This is a genomic window from Kordiimonas sp. (assembly GCF_048260245.1).
In the GTDB taxonomy this organism is placed as follows: Bacteria; Pseudomonadota; Alphaproteobacteria; order Sphingomonadales; family Kordiimonadaceae; genus Kordiimonas.
Window position 1 is genome coordinate 24,803 of the sequence record NZ_JBLXGZ010000020.1, and the last position, 15,333, is coordinate 40,135.

General features: G+C 51.8%; 13 protein-coding genes and 1 tRNA gene. 4 read left to right on the plus strand and 10 right to left on the minus strand.

Annotation, left to right across the window (positions count from 1 at the left end; all coding sequences use genetic code 11):
- Entirely contained in the window at positions 1-1,161 is a 1,161-nt protein-coding gene (locus ACN0VM_RS11305) for an inositol-3-phosphate synthase (RefSeq protein ID WP_417450992.1), read from the minus strand.
- 159 nt (positions 1,162-1,320) lie between these two features.
- On the opposite strand from ACN0VM_RS11305, the gene ACN0VM_RS11310 reads away from it, so the two are divergent.
- From ACN0VM_RS11310 to ACN0VM_RS11320, 3 genes are read left to right on the plus strand one after another with little or no spacing between them, the layout of a single operon-like run.
- The gene (locus ACN0VM_RS11310; protein ID WP_417450993.1) at positions 1,321-1,887 is read left to right on the plus strand and encodes an RNA polymerase sigma factor; all 567 of its coding nucleotides are present in this window, start codon (positions 1,321-1,323) and stop codon (positions 1,885-1,887) included.
- Between the two features lie 55 nt (positions 1,888-1,942).
- Positions 1,943-2,968, plus strand: coding sequence for a FecR family protein (locus ACN0VM_RS11315; RefSeq protein ID WP_417450994.1), 1,026 nt, complete (start codon positions 1,943-1,945; stop codon positions 2,966-2,968).
- Positions 2,969-2,971: 3 nt separating this feature from the next.
- Positions 2,972-5,494, plus strand: coding sequence for a TonB-dependent receptor (locus ACN0VM_RS11320; protein WP_417450995.1), 2,523 nt, complete (start codon positions 2,972-2,974; stop codon positions 5,492-5,494).
- Positions 5,495-5,549: 55 nt separating this feature from the next.
- On the opposite strand, the gene ACN0VM_RS11325 is transcribed toward ACN0VM_RS11320, so the two are convergent.
- From ACN0VM_RS11325 to ACN0VM_RS11335, 3 genes are all read right to left on the minus strand, one after another.
- Positions 5,550-6,611: a hypothetical protein gene (locus ACN0VM_RS11325; RefSeq protein WP_417450996.1), complete on the minus strand. Its 1,062-nt coding sequence runs from the start codon at positions 6,609-6,611 to the stop codon at positions 5,550-5,552.
- A gap of 155 nt (positions 6,612-6,766) precedes the next feature.
- Positions 6,767-7,498 (minus strand): alpha/beta fold hydrolase, encoded by a 732-nt coding sequence (locus ACN0VM_RS11330; protein WP_417450997.1) that lies wholly within the window; start codon positions 7,496-7,498, stop codon positions 6,767-6,769.
- 290 nt (positions 7,499-7,788) lie between these two features.
- Positions 7,789-8,199 (minus strand): hypothetical protein, encoded by a 411-nt coding sequence (locus ACN0VM_RS11335; RefSeq protein WP_417450998.1) that lies wholly within the window; start codon positions 8,197-8,199, stop codon positions 7,789-7,791.
- Positions 8,200-8,338: 139 nt separating this feature from the next.
- Here ACN0VM_RS11335 and ACN0VM_RS11340 point away from each other — a divergent pair, with 139 nt between their 5' ends.
- A complete protein-coding gene (locus tag ACN0VM_RS11340) occupies positions 8,339-9,232 on the plus strand; it encodes an AraC family transcriptional regulator N-terminal domain-containing protein (protein ID WP_417450999.1) in 894 nt (297 codons plus the stop codon).
- 427 nt (positions 9,233-9,659) lie between these two features.
- Here ACN0VM_RS11340 and ACN0VM_RS11345 read toward each other — a convergent pair.
- The 6 genes from ACN0VM_RS11345 to ACN0VM_RS11370 all read right to left on the minus strand — a co-directional run bounded on the left by ACN0VM_RS11345 (position 9,660) and on the right by ACN0VM_RS11370 (position 15,217).
- Positions 9,660-9,736: transfer RNA gene (locus tag ACN0VM_RS11345), tRNA-Ile, on the minus strand.
- A gap of 199 nt (positions 9,737-9,935) precedes the next feature.
- Positions 9,936-12,020, minus strand: a complete 2,085-nt coding sequence (locus tag ACN0VM_RS11350) for a TonB-dependent receptor plug domain-containing protein (RefSeq protein WP_417451000.1) — start codon at positions 12,018-12,020, stop codon at positions 9,936-9,938.
- 75 nt (positions 12,021-12,095) lie between these two features.
- Positions 12,096-12,641, minus strand: a complete 546-nt coding sequence (locus tag ACN0VM_RS11355; protein WP_417451001.1) for a hypothetical protein — start codon at positions 12,639-12,641, stop codon at positions 12,096-12,098.
- 32 nt (positions 12,642-12,673) lie between these two features.
- Positions 12,674-14,461 (minus strand): HAMP domain-containing methyl-accepting chemotaxis protein, encoded by a 1,788-nt coding sequence (locus tag ACN0VM_RS11360; RefSeq protein WP_417451002.1) that lies wholly within the window; start codon positions 14,459-14,461, stop codon positions 12,674-12,676.
- A gap of 267 nt (positions 14,462-14,728) precedes the next feature.
- Positions 14,729-14,956 (minus strand): hypothetical protein, encoded by a 228-nt coding sequence (locus ACN0VM_RS11365; RefSeq protein WP_417451003.1) that lies wholly within the window; start codon positions 14,954-14,956, stop codon positions 14,729-14,731.
- 42 nt (positions 14,957-14,998) lie between these two features.
- Positions 14,999-15,217 (minus strand): hypothetical protein, encoded by a 219-nt coding sequence (locus ACN0VM_RS11370; RefSeq protein WP_417451004.1) that lies wholly within the window; start codon positions 15,215-15,217, stop codon positions 14,999-15,001.
- Between the last annotated feature and the right edge of the window lie 116 nt (positions 15,218-15,333).

Consider the following 15,333-nt stretch of genomic DNA (forward strand, 5'->3'; position numbering starts at 1 on the left):
TTAACCCGCCAATGCGCTTGAAAAATCAGTGCCGAAAGCCAGTGTTTCGACGTGAATGCCGGCAATGAATGCTTCGGTCATCAAGCGCGCCAATTCATCTGTGTGCTGTATCGGCGGGTGTTTGCAGAAGAAAGCGGAGGGACCTTCAATAACACCGCCCTGGCCACGGTCCAGCGCCACCTTGGCGCAGCGTACGGTATCAATCGCTACCCCTGCAGAGTTCGGGGAGTCTTCTACAGAAAGCCTCAACTCAAGGTTCATCGGAACGTCACCAAACAGGCGCCCCTCCATTCGAATGAAGCAGACTTTGTTGTCGTTCTGCCAGGCAACATAATCGCTTGGGCCGACATGGATATTCTCGTCACTAAGCCTATGGGCCGCCGCCGACTGAACGGCCTCGGTTTTCGACTTCTTTTTGGAGGCCAGCCGGCTCTGGTCTTTCATGTTCAGGAAGTCGGTATTGCCACCGGTATTAAGTTGATATGTCCGATCAAGAGCAACGCCACGTTTTGCAAACAAATCCGTGAGCACACGATGCACAATCGTTGCACCGACCTGTGCCTTGATATCATCCCCAATGATCGGGATGCCCGCATCTTCAAACCGTCCGGCCCAAACGGGATCACTGGCAATAAAAACGGGAATATTGTTTACGAAGGCAACACCAGCCTCAAGCGCACATTCGGCATAGAATTCTGTTGCTTGTTGGCTCCCGACAGGCAGGTAATTCATCATGACATCCACCCCGGCTTCGTGGAGATGGGCTACAACATCTGCCTTGGTTGGCTCTGAAGCTTGAGATGGAATGAAGCGCCGCCCGTCAGGATAATTTGCCATGTGGTCAGAGTAACCGTCCAGAACCTGCCCCATCTGAACAATCACGTTTTGCTGTGGAATGTCGGGAAAGAAGGTGGCCGTACAATTTGGCGCCATAAACAAGGCATCCGCCACGTCTTTACCTACCTTACGCTTATCAATGTCGTAAGCCGCCACGACTTTGATATCTGAGGGTGTGTAGCCGCCAATCTCTCTGTGCATTAACCCCGCTGCATCCGTTTCGCGATCAGTGGCGTAATAATAGATGCCTTGAATGAGTGAACTCGCACAGTTACCTAAGCCAATCATGGCTACATTGATCGAATTTTTATTGTTTGCAGTCATTGGCTTACTCCAAGTAGTGGTTGATGCGGTAGATGGAGAACGGAGCAGCCAGATCATCGCCTCCACCAAAAATAAAAAAAATTCAGCTCGGTTTCTAAGCTTTCGAAACCTGTACTCATGGGGTAGGCTCCGCCCAATATTGAGGAAAAAACGGCTCATATGTTCGACTGGAAAAAAAGCAGCAAGAAAACGAGTAACGGCGACGCGTCAGCCGAAGTCTCGATTGATACTCTGTTTCGGACCCGTAGGGCCTCTCTACTCCGTTTTGCTACATCTAAGCTTAAAGACGGGGATGAAGCGGAAGAGGTAGTGCAAGAAGCGTTTATTCGGTTTGAAAAAAACTATGATGCCGGTGCAATTGCCTCGCCTGAGGCCCTACTGGCTCGCATCGTTTCAAATCTGGTGATTGACCGGGTAAGGGGCAAAAATGCGCGCGCGGCACGAGAGGACGCCTGGGGTAAGCTCTACACAGCTGGCGCTGACGATTCTTTGAGCCACACGCAAAGCGTCGACCCCGCCAGAGCCCTGGATGCGAAACAACAAGTTGAGGCATTGCTGCGAGTACTAAACAAGTTGCCTGAAAAAACTCGAAAGATATTCTTGTTACATCGGATCGAAGGGTTGTCACACGCAGAAGTCTCGGAACGGACAGGCATACCCCGAAGTACCGTTGAAAAACACATGATCAGAGGTATTAAAGCGATCGCTACCCTGAAGGACAAATAATTGGAGGCAATACGAAGTTGTTTCCGTTTTAATGGTAAATGAAAGAGTAAGTGGGATGTCGAACGAAGAACGACATATAGCTCCTGCAACGATTGAGCATGCATCTGAATGGTATGCTCTGTTGATGTCGGGCAACGCCTCCGAGGCGGACCATGCAGCGCATATGGATTGGCTGCTGGAAGACCCTTCACATGCACTCGCATATGAGCATGTCGCAATGTCTATGCGAAACGTCTCAACTTACGAAACGCATTTACGCACAGCATTCCCTAAGGATCTCGCTCCGTCTCGAAAGATTGCACACGACAAGCCTTTTTGGTCAGGTTGGAGATGGCCTCAACTTGCAACCGGGCTTGTGGCCGTGGCCGCTCTTCTCTTTGTGGTGATTTTTCCCAGCAGCACATTTTACGATACTCAGGTTTCTAAACAGGTATATTCCGCTGATGCAGGAGACGTTAGGAACGTAAAACTGGCAGATGGTTCCCGGGTGACACTGTTTGCCGGGAGCAGTATCAGCGTGCGCATAAATTCTGACGGCCGAAACGTTGACCTTATCCGTGGGCGCGGCTTTTTCAGCGTTGTCTCAGATTCGAGCCGCCCCTTCACCGTAGACATCGGCTCGCGAAAAGTCCGGGTAGTCGGCACACGCTTTGAAGTCATAAAGGGAGAGAATTTCGACCGAGTTGCGGTAAATGAGGGCCTCGTAGCGATATCGTCCTCAGCTGCCCCAGAGGTTACTCAACAAGCCCCCTTGCTCATTGAACCCGGCACCGTCGCGCTCTACCGCGAAGGTCAGGATGCCCCTGAAATTCAGTCCACTCCCGCTGAGACGATAGGCTTCTGGACGAGCGGCTCTATCGCTTTCCAGGATGAGCCGCTGGCAACCGTAGTAGAAAAACTTGAAGTTCTGTTCCCAGAAACCTCAATAAAAATTGAGGATCAGGGTCTCGCGTCAAAACGGTTCTCCGGCTCGTTGGTTGTATCAGATATCGAAGAAATGCTGGCAAGTCTTGCTGCATTCCTGGATCTCACCGTGCGAAAAGATAGTCAAGGCTATTGGTTAGATGAAGCACGAGACTAACCGGTGCACACATCTGTAGCCATAGCGGCGTTGCTAACCGCAAATTGTTTACTCGCGCCGTCATCTGCCCAGGCGCTCGTCCAGATCAAGACCTATGAAATTGCCCCCCGCGCCCTAGATGCGGTCTTATATCAATTCGCTGAAGAGGCGAAGTTGTCCATTAGTTTCTCGGGCCTTGATCTTGGGGAAACACAATCATTTGGCACGTCTGGAAACATATCTAAAGAAGCATCTCTAAGGTCAATCTTAAAAGATACCGGGCTCTCTTTTCGCTTCATCACCACAAGTTCGGTCCAGATTTTCAAGCGTGAACAGCACACGGTTAAAAAAACGGATGTTTCCGAGCTCGAAGTAAACTACGAACGACCCGGGTATGTAGAAGATTTGGTCGTCACCGCCACCAAGAGACCAGAAACAAGCTTTGGGCTGCCAGCGAGCGTTTCCGGCGTCTCGTCGCTGGTTTTAGAAGATCTGGGCTCGTATGACCTGCAATCTCTTTCTGCTCACCTTGCAGGCGTTTCGACAACCAACCTGGGCCCAGGGCGCAACAAGATTTTTATTCGAGGGCTTTCTGATGGCCCATATGCGGACCGCACAACAACGATGGTCGGCGTCTATCTCGACGACACCCCCATCAATTTCAGTGACACCAACCCTGACATTCGGTTGTTTGACGTTGAGCGCGTTGAGTTGATGCGAGGGCCGCAGGGCACTCTTTATGGCGCTGGCTCGCTCGGTGGTCTTTACCGCGTAATTTCAGCTAAGCCGGTGCTGAACGATACCTTCGGTAAGGCGAGATTGGGCGTTGGCATCACCAAACAAGGCGGGCATAACGGAAACATTGATGTGGTCTTCAACACCCCGCTCAAGACTGACAAGCTAGGATTTCGCATATCCGGTTATGGCCACATGCGCGGCGGCTACATCGACGATATCGCGCGCGGTCTCGAAAACCTGAACGATCTGGATATCTATGGAATTCGGCCAAGTGTGCGATGGCAAATCAACAACGCCTGGGTCCTGGATACATCCATCAATTTGCAGGCTATTCGCTACGATGATAGCCAGTACTATTTCGAGGAGCTCGGGCGTAATAACCGCTCCTTGCAACTATCAGAACCTTATGGCGACAACTTCGTGCATGGCGCCGTCACTCTTAAAGGCAAAATGGGTTCACTTCAGCTCACGAGTGCTACATCGTTTGTTGATCGCACGTTAAGCGAAACCTTTGATGCGACAGAGGGCTTGCCATTTGCCGAGCGGCTGAAAAACCTCTCGGAGGATGAATATCTTCCCGGTAACCTGATTGAGATCGGGGATGGTCATGATTTTCTGGGCAATGCGCAACCGGGTACCTTGGGCTACTTCACACGGGAAGACATAAACACTTTCGGGCATGAAACCAGACTTCAATCAAGCGGCGGCTCTCAATTTGAGTGGCTTGCCGGTTTCTATTACCTTCACAGTACAAGCGATAGTGACAGATTGATGCTGGCCGCGACAGACGGCGGAGCTCCGGGAATAATTCTCGCCGAAAAACGGATAGAGAGAGCTGAAGATATTGCGCTTTTTGGTGAAGCCTCCTATCGCGTCAGCAAGAAGTTCAGCGTCACAGCGGGTATCCGATATGCCCGCAACACCATTGAACTGGACAATACATCTAAGTTTGTGCTTGCTGAAAAACCGCAGACCCACGAAAAACGAAAAGCTACCACAAAACTCATCCCGAAGATCGCAGCTCGCTATCAATGGTCAGAGGATATTCAGACTTACGCACAAATCAGCATGGGATACAGAGAGGGCGGCTTCAACATTCTCTCCCCTTTTGAGGCTCTTGCAAGACCTGACGGGATCAGCCATCAAAGTGACGATTTCGAGCCCGTAGAACTGCGATCAGACGAATTGCTCAACTATGAAGTAGGCCTCAAATCCTACTGGTTCAACAGAGACCTATCCCTGAATTTTGCCGCATTTTATATACGGTGGCTGAATATTCAGTCCGATCAACTTGGATACTCTGGTCTGCCGTATATCACCACCGTGGGCGATGCGCGAAACCTGGGATTTGAAATTGAGTTCTCTGCCCGGCCAGTTAGTGGATTGGAAGTGAGCGGTTCTCTGTTCTGGAATGATAGCGAACTGCAAAGCGGGAACCCGTCATTGGGGGCTGAACCGGGCGATAGACTTCCTGCCATTCCCGAACCCACCATTAGCCTAGCAGCATTATATCAGTTTGATGTAAATAGTAACTGGCTTGCAACAGTGAGTGCGACATACAGCTTCACTGGGGATTCTGTACTTACTTTCAGTGAGGTCAACAGTGCCCGAATGGGAGATTACAGCATCGTAAACGCGCGCCTTGAGCTTTCGAACACAAATTGGAAGGTCGGCCTCTACGCTGAAAATTTAACCGACAGCCGAGCCAATACTTTTTCCTATGGCAATCCTTTTACTGTCTCCAGAAACAATCAAGTCACACCCCCAAGACCCCGAACAATTGGTGTATACGTAGAGCGCAAATTTTGAGGCCCAAGATGAAACTTGGCCGACCATGAACGCACACCGGCTGTCTGCATACCGCTTAGCGACGACGTCGAGCTTTTCGCTGCGCCTCATCGTACGCCGTGAATTTGTTGTCCTCCAGAAGAGCTTCACCCTGCAAATCCAGAACATCCTGGTCAATTTCTATCCTCAGTCGGTAAGGCACTTTTGCTCGCGCCCGCGAAATGTCCGCCAAGGAACCGGCCGCCATTCTTTCAAACACATTAAGTTCATCCTGTAGATTGAATTCTTCGACTTGCGTGGCTTTACCGAAGGTTCCGTCAATGAATGTTTCATCGTTGCTGCATGCCACAGACGCGTCCGCTATCTCTGCAGCAGTCGAACATTCTACTACCTGTCGCCACCACCCGTTTTTTTGCCGGTGGAGTAGCAATACGGCCACTGTGCGGCCGTCCCAAAATTCGAAAAAGTTCAATATCGGAACTGTTGCTGATGAATTCTCTGTGGGGATAAACTTCTGCCACCGTTTGATCACGGCGTTTGGTGCCTTGCTTTGACGCACGTGAAGTCCATATCCCACCCCTATACCGAGAGGGGTCCAGTCGCCTTCGTCACCTTCCCCACCTATTTCCGGGCCTGCCCTCCAACGACCAAACGCGATCGCTGGGGCTGCATAGAGTGTAATGTTTGGGAGGCCATAGGCGTTGCCTTCAGGCATTACAACGGCGGTGTCAGGGACAATTGAAATAGCAGCATCGACTTCCGCCGCGGTATTTTTCAGTCGCATTAGATATGCGTCATTTTCTGGCCAAATCTCGTGTTGAAAAATACCCAGTCCTTTGGTGACGCTGTTGTAACTCCAGCCATCTCTATTCCGACCATTCTTGACCACAATTGTTTCGCGCTCTGGCAACTTCAGTGTCGCAACCACCATGCCGTGGTGCTCGCTTATGGGTAAGTTGGCGATCAGGAATTGACTCGTCAGAAGGGCACCACTGTCGAACAAATACTGTTGTTCCCAGTACTCACTATACTGTTTTTCGTCATCCAGATTCGGATAAAATCCCTTATCCGTCGCCCCGGAAGGTGCCCAATAGATTGCTGTAAATGCCAATACGCTGAAAAGAATGTTGATCCGCACTGCCTACTCCTTTGCCTACTAAAAGTACAACGGAGCAACGTGGCAAATGCCTCCTGCGGGCACGAAATTTCCTATCCTTCCGCGCCAACCTGCGCTAGACGCAGAACTTTGGATACGTGACTAAACTTGTCCACTCAATGCAGTATTTGGCGATACTAACAACAGACCCCTTCCAAGAAATTCGCCAACAGATTGCTGACCTGATCGGGGTATTCCTGCGGCGCCCAATGACCGCAGCCGTCCGAATAGACGGGATCACGGAGTTGAGGTGCTAGCGACTTCTGCGCCTCGATTATTTGCTTCATGCCGGGAATCGCCAGCCCGGTGTCTCGAGTTCCGATCATAAATTGCGCGGGAACATCTAGCAGTAGGCCCGAGAAGGTTGTCTGGAGCTCCCAATTCCGGTCGAGGTTACGATAAAGGTTAGGCTCACCTCTAAAACCACTTTTCGAGTAGTCAGCCTCAAAGATAGCAAGGTCCACTTCTGACAGCCAAGGTAGGCTGAGTCGCAGTATAGGCAGTGATGCGAGAAACCCTTTGTTGCGCATGACCATTCCGAAAGGATTCGGTGTCGTTGCCCCATTTCCACGCGGCCCTGCGTCGCCAGAGGCCGCATAGTAAATCTTTTGAAGCGTCTGACGCAGATTCTGCTCGAACTCCGCTTCGGCGACTCCCTCATCTTGAAAGTAGTGCACATAGAAAAGCGCGTCATCAGTTCGCGGGAAGACCTGCGTAGGCGGAACCGGCGTCTGCCCCATAATAGGTACGCCGATCGTCGAGACCGCAATAAATCTCTCTGGCCGCAAAAGTGCTGCCTGCCAGGCAAGTGTTGCGCCCCAGTCGTTGCCGATAATCACTGTGGTTTCTATTTCCAGAGTATCGAGCAAGGACGTTGCGAAAAGTTGTTCTAGCATAACTACAAAAAGGAACCCAAAGAACGTGAAGTCCTATCGGCTTCTACACATGAAGTTCTCTAGGGAGCTGGGAATAGATATAATCACCATGAAACGTCACAATCCGATTACTTATGAGGTGTTCCTGGACTTGAATGGTGTGGCTTGACTTTTCGCATTTCAGTTCAAGCTGTCTTAAACCGACCTGGCAGCCACCTAATTTTACTAAGGTGGCCACCGCCCACAGGCACGCGGTGGTGTCAGGACATGGGCCGCTAAATTTGCTAGAGATGAGAGAAGGTATCCTTGCTCATTAGTACATCCACACGATGTACTCTGGCGGCATCTGCCAAGATAGTGTTCATACGCGATAGATCGCGGAAAATGTCGCCCCCTCCGCCTTCAACGTGCGCTTGGCGCCCGGCCAGGTCGGGAAAGGCTTCGAAGATGCCAAAACTTGTCTGTGAAAAACGAATGGCGAACCAAGGTCCCGTTGCGGGTTCGTCTTCAACACATGCATGAATGTCACGTAACATTTGCATGATATCCTCCTCATGCCCTGGTCGTGCTTCGATTTGAATAAAGAATGCTTTGCGACCTTCAACGCCTTGCTCTCCCAGTACCTGCACCCCACGGTGCGTGGCGTGTGAGCTGAGTTCGGGCGATGGATTCTCTGACGGCGGTGAGTGGATCATCGGTGCTTCTCCGTTTTTGGTTTCAAGACATACTGTGTAGCATAGAGCGTATTGTGGCGGGTGCCAGAAGGTCGGATTTTCTTGCCTAATTGTCCAAGTCTTCTTTACTTTGAAGGCCTTTACAGCCAGAATCTGCCCTATGTCAGACCTGCTGAAACAAGCGATCCTTAACTATTTGGAAAAGCGCCGCCGTGTGGACGGCGTCACAGCCACCCCTGTTGATGGCCTATACTTGGTCAAGCACTCGTCACCGAGAGGATTGGAGTACACATTGGTGCGGCCTTTGATTTGCTTGGTCTTACAAGGTTGCAAGCAAGTGTACACGGCGGAGGGCGCTTCATCATATGCAGCAGGGCAAACGATGGTCATCACCAGCCATATGCCGGAGGCAAGCCGAATAAGCGAGGCAACGCCTTCCGTCCCCTATTTGGCAATAGCACTTGATCTGGATACCACCGTACTCACAGACCTAATCATCAGCACACAAGAAGTTCATACATCGCAAGTCACGCTGGAGACAAACGAGGATCTGTGGACTGTGTTTCTTCGGCTGGCGCGATTATTGGATCGACCGGAATCGCTCGCCGTACTGAAGGATGGTTTACTTCGAGAAATCCACTATTGGCTGCTATTTGGCCGCCAGGGTGCTTCCATTAGGAGCCTCGGATTGCCCGATAGCCACGCGCAACGCATTGCACGTGCCGTCGCGATCCTTCGGGCCGATTACGCTCAACCCGTGCAGATTGAACGTCTGGCAGCAGCAGCAGGCATGAGCCGCTCGGCATTTCACCAGCACTTTCGTGCCATTACATTGCGCACCCCGCTACAATTCCAGAAACAGCTTAGGTTGCTCGAAGCTCGCCGTTTGATCTTAAAAGGGGAGGCATTGATCCAAGCAGCCTTCGAGGTAGGATATTTAAGTGCCTCGCAGTTTAGTCGCGAATACACCCGAATGTTTGGGCAACCGCCCAGTGCGGACAAGAAGGCGTCATCTGCCCGGTGGAAACAAGATAGCGCTGGCGAAAGATGTTGAGATTAGTAGCCAGAACTTCAGGTTGCTGAGCGGTCACTTTTGCCAGTTTCGTATCGTCTTGATTTCCGCGATTGAGGTCCCCACTAGATAATTAAACGTGTGCTCACGTTCAGACATGGCCAGAATCGCATTAATTCTTCGTATCTTGAAATCGAGACAGACACCATTTGGCCTCCAGCACTTGAAATAATCCTACGACCGCGGACTCGTAGCATCTGCTTTTGGCCGAGAGCAGACCTCCCTTCATCGACCTAATAGCGATTTCTGACCAAACAGGGGAAATCTAATTGTCCGCTGTGCCGCTACTTCGCACGCAACAGACCGAACCCTAAAAAAGACAACTTTTCAGACATGTGGAGGGAGCACCCCAGAAAAACCCAGTTATTTCTGAGAATGTTCCGGGTTTTTCTGAGAATGCATAGGAAAGTGGTGGGCCCGGAGGGACTCGAACCCCCGACCAAGCCGTTATGAGCGGCCGGCTCTAACCAGCTGAGCTACAGGCCCCAACCACGGGCCACCATTTAGCAAATGGAGACCGGCTTGGGTAGTGGAAAAATAGCCCGGTGCCAAATAGTCGTTAAATCATCACCGAACGGGCGCTGATCCTGCTGCGGATTGGTGCGGTCCCACCACCCGCCAACGCCCTGCCCCAATGAAAAGGGCCGGAGAACCGGCCCTTTTGTGGTTTCTTTATCGCAAACTTCTAGAAGCTGAAGCTGACGCTCGCGCGGATGCGGCGTTCAGCGGCCAGGGAGGCATCAATTGCGTCTTCGCGAATTTTCTCAAACAGGCCTTCGCCAACCACCGACAGTTTGACATTATCGGTCAACTGGTAATGGGCTGCAAGGTTACCGATCCAGACACCATCCACATCATGCGTGGGGTCAATAACGCCCGGAATTAAGGTGAAGCCACTATAGGACGTATAGCCGGACTTGTACTGGATCAACGCATCAGCGCTGAATTTACCAGCTTCATAACCGAGGTTTGCCGTCGCGATGTGCTTGGAGCTACGGTCAGCGAAATAGTCCGCCTTGATCGGGAACACGTCGGAAATCGCCGTGAAGCCACTCTCACGGGTCAACTCATCAGACGTATCCGCAAACGCATAGTTCAGCCCCCAAACAACATTGCCTTCGGTCTTGCCCTTGAGGTCAACCTCAAAGCCCAGCGTCTCAGCGTTGCCGATGTTATCAGACCCGAGGTAAAGCGTGCCGTTATCCAGTGGGAGTAACGACCCTTGAATACTGCGGGCAATACCGTCCGCGTCCTTACGGTAGAAGACCGACACACTGAGGGAACCATTAATATCAGCGAGCGAACGCAGATACTGCAGCTCATACTGGGTTGAAATCGCGGATTCGACGAGCGGCGAACCACCAATACCGACCGTACCAGGAAAGACGGATGTCGCAACACTCTCGCCGCCAAGCTGGAACAGGTTCGGTGCCTGGAAGCCGCGGGCGTACATTACCTTAAGCGTGTCAACATCCGACATCTTGTATGTCAGGCCTGCGTTTACGCTGATTTCATTGTAGGTCCCAAAGTCATCGTTGGTAAACGGCACCACCAATGGCAACTCATCCGCTGTACGGAAGGCATCCAAGCTGTCGTAGCGAGCAGAAACAGCCAGCGACAGGGTATCGGAGAAAGTATGATCCGCAAGGCCCGAAACGAAGAATGTCTTGTAGCCCACCTGCCCGGTGCCTAATGCGGCGGTGTTACCAAACTGATCAACGGCGTCCTCACGGTACCCAACCGTGAAACGCACATTTGTTGCGCCAAGGCTTTGTGCGTTGCTGAGATCAACATATTTGGTTTTGGCCGCAATAGACTGAGTATAAACGACTGAGTTGCCACTACTGAGGTTGAGCACGTTATTCCTGGATTCGTCATTGACGTTCTGGAACGCTTGGAAGGTCCAGCGGCCTATGCTGCTGTCAAGCGCTGCGTAAAGCCGCAGGGAATAGTCTTCGGATGTGCCTGCATCCGCAATACCGAACTGGCTTTGCGCCAGCGTATCGCCCTTGAAGTATGTGCCTTCAAAGCCAACCTTCAGGCTGCTTGAGAGGTTAAAGAGGCCGTCGCCTGAGAAACGCACCATGTCCGGCTCTTCCTCGCGGGCAAGTATCTGGCTGGCAGTCAGGGTTGCACCTGCAATGTCCATCTCGGTGTAACCACCAGACAGCCGTATGCCACCGGCATCACCGAGGCCTAGCGTGGAAACAGCAGAGACCTCACGAAGGCCATTGTCACCATATTTGGCGGTGACAGTGTTCGGGCGATCATAAAGCGGGCTGAAGGTAATGATGTTGACAACACCGGTAACAGCGTTGGCACCGTAAAGCGCTGTGGCCGGGCCACGGACAACTTCGATCTGGCGAATTTCTTCCATCGAGACCGGCAGCGAGTTCCATACGGTGGTGCCTTCATAGGCCCGGAAGGTGTCACGGCCGTTGATCAGCACGCGCAGGCGCTGTCCGTCATGGTTACGGCCACGAATACTTACACTTGCGCCGAACTGTCCCATGCGCTGAACGTCCACACCCGCAACCCGGCGTAGAATTTCAGGAATATCACGGGCGCCACTGCGCTCGATCTCTTCTGCAGTCACGATTGTCATGTTGATCGGCGTATCGGAAGCGCGTTTCGGGGTACCTGTGGCACCCTCGGTAACCGGCTCGCCGAACATCATTTCAAGGCCGCCATAATCAATGGTTTGTGCTTGTGCCATGGTTGATGCCATCAGAATGGCGGTTGTGCTCAACAAAGCTTTTTTCATAGTCATTTACTCGATCCTTTGAATTTATGCGGTTCTGCTACTGCGCGGGTGAGGTTGCGCCTATTGTCGTGGCAGCCGCGATCAAACCTCTTTCACCATCATGAGGAAGGCCGGAAGGAACTCCACGCCCGCTGCGGACGCAGCGGATTTATTGACAAAAATTTCGACTTTAGGATCGGTACTGACACCAAGCGCACACTGCGCACTACGGACACACGACAAGTCGGTTGATGCCGTCAGGATACCTGCGCCTGATACTGCCGCAGCAATCGCGCTGTGATGCGCTGCTGTGCCTTCGGCTACAAAGGCAATGGCTGAGCCTTTCATAGCCGCCATGTCGTTTACATCGACAAGTTTGCCAACCAGGGTGACCTTGCCTGCCTTCATGCCGCCACCGATAATAGCTGCAAGGCCTTCCGCGTCAGCTTTTGACGCTGCGTTCGATGCGTCATAAATGATTGCAGCTGTTATTTCGCCAGACGGTTTCGGGCTGATAAAGTTCAGTGCCCGACTTGCAACCAGCACATCTTTTTCACTCGGTGCGGCTGAAACTGTGGTTGGCAAAGTGGTTATCGCAAGGGCCATCAGGCCACAGGTAACCGGTTTCCTGAACATTTTACTGATCATGACAACTCCAATATTAAATTTTTTGGTGGGACTTATTCGGCGCGAATTTTCACGACGAAGTTATTAACCTCACCGCTCAGGTCCTCGAACTGGGCTTGAAGCGATTGAGAGATTTCAACCATATTGCCTGCCGATTTACCGTTTTCCGTAGCGGCTGAGGACACAATGGAACTATTGTCCGCGATACCGGAAAGACCAAAGGTAGCCTCCTGCACTGTGCGGGCAATCTCGTTGGTGGCCGATCCCTGCTCATCAACAGCGACGGAGATATCACCCGCGATCTCGTTCACGCGCTCATTGATGCGATTGATCGATGCTGTAGCTTCCACCACTTCCTGCGTGACCGCTTGCATCTGGTGCACCTGACCCGCTATTTCCTGAGTGGCTTTTGCCGTCTGGTTCGCAAGCGACTTGACCTCACTGGCAACGACGGCAAAACCCTTGCCCGCTTCACCGGCTCTCGCGGCTTCGATCGTCGCGTTGAGCGCTAGCAGGTTAGTTTGTTCTGCAATGTCATTGATCAGTTTGACAACTTCACCAATGCGGTTCGCAGCCTCTGACAAGTCTGCCACCGATTTACTGGTACGCTGCGTTTCCTGCACGGCATCACTTGCCACATTGGCAGACTCACGCACCTGACGGCTGATTTCAGCGATAGAAGATGTCAGTTCTTCTGTTGCGGCAGAAACAGTCGACATGCTGCCGGACACTGTCTGAATGAGATTATCCAGTTCGCCCGAACCCGCCATGGTGCGTTGCGTGCGTTCAAACACGCCCGCGGCACTGTCGTAAACATTTTTCACCGAGGTTGATGCGCTGGCAACCAGACTGTTGACGCTTGCATCGAAGTTGTCTGCGAGTGTCAGCAGAGCGGCACGGCGTTCTTCCTCTGCGCGCTGTCTTTCTGCGCGTAGTTGATTGGCCGCCTCTTCTTCACGCTGACGCTCTTCCTCTTCGCGTGCAGCCTGTTCAGCTTCGGCGCGCAGGCGGTTTTCTTCCTGTTCCTGTTGCATCGCTTCGTTGCGAATAATGGTATCGCGGAAGAATTCGAGCGAGGTCACGATGCCGCCGAGTTCATCCAGCCGGTGCATGCTCGTGGTGTCGATATTCTTGTCGCCTTCCGCCAAGCGCTGCGTCGCGGCAGCGATAGCCGTCGTTGAGCGAATGGTGTTCAAAGACACAACAACTGAGATGGCGACCACAATAACAATAGCGCCAATGGTAAAAGCAAGGAAAGTTGCTGTTGAAGCGGATGCATCTTCCTGCGCCTCGACCGCACGGCTTTCGGAATCGGCAACCCCCTGCTCGACCACAGCGGTCAGGTTGTTGCTGACTTTCATATAATTGTCTTTGAACGGCTTCATGAGAGAGACAGCGCTGGCAAAATCGATTTCCAGCATGGACTCCACAACCTCAATGGAATCACGGTACTGCGCCAGTTCTTCAACCGACTGATCGATCGCACTCGCATCCGTGTCATTCATGTAACGGGTTTTGTAGCCTTCAAGCCCCGCAATGATGTCGTTTACCCGCCCGCGCAGCGCTTCCATGGCGCCCGTGAGGTCAAGTTCCTCGGCCTCGGCCGCCTGAAGCGTCGCGATCCGGTATAATTCACCATTAACAGAAGAAAGTTCGGTTCTCAGCTCGGAAAGCTCGGCACCGCCCTTCAGATTATTTTCTACAACACTGGTAAGTTGTGAAACCTGATTGTTCAGGCTTGACGTTCCTATCCAAGATATTACGGCCATCATAATGAGAGCGAGCAGGGGACCAAGCCCAAGCTTTATCATCATCGGCCAGTCAGCTATCTTCCAACGCATAACCATACTCCTGTTGCGTTTGTGAAGTTAACTCGACCCCATGGCTGGAGTGATACGCCCTGAATGCTTAAATTAAGATTAATTCAAAAAAATGAATACGATAACCGTGTACAGCCAGCCATACTCAGCCACAAAATGCTGGATAACACCTCTTACCTACGCTGTCCTTGATCGCGAAAAAGATGAAGAAAAACCACCAAAGATTGCAAAATATCCAGCCCTGTGCTTTTTGGAACACACCAAAAGTTATAAAGCTGAACGCCACATCTAAAGTGCGTCGATCTCCTCCTTCAGGCGCGAGCGTTTATCGGTTGCGATACGTTCCAGCACCCGCACCCGTTCCTCAAGCGCTCTGACCTCACGCTTGAGTGCATTGTCGCCCTCACGGGCGGCGTTTTTCATTGCATCAGTCTTGGCCTTCATCCATTGACTGAAGCCCGCAAAAACGAATGATCCAAAAATGATCGTCAATACAAATATCTGGCCGTCTTCCATAATCCTGTCCTCGCGTTGTGTCGTCCGTCCTGCGCACCATTTTTAAAGCGCGTCAATTTCATCCTTAAGCCGGGAACTTTTGTCGGTGGCTATTTTCTCAAGCACCCGTACCCGCTCCTCTAGCGCATCAATGCGTGCGTTTGCTACGTCGTCTTTTTGCTGGGTACTTTTGCCCGCTGCCTTGGCGGAGATGACTTTCATCGTCACGACCGAGACCATCACGATGAAAACGATAAATGCGACCATCCCGTATACGGTCATCCTGCAACCCTCCACTGTCTATGGTTTATTCCCCTTGTATCAATTCGATATAGGTTCACCGTATCGTGATTGCAATGGGTCAATTCTCATTCTAAGACAGGATAAAAAGGGAAATA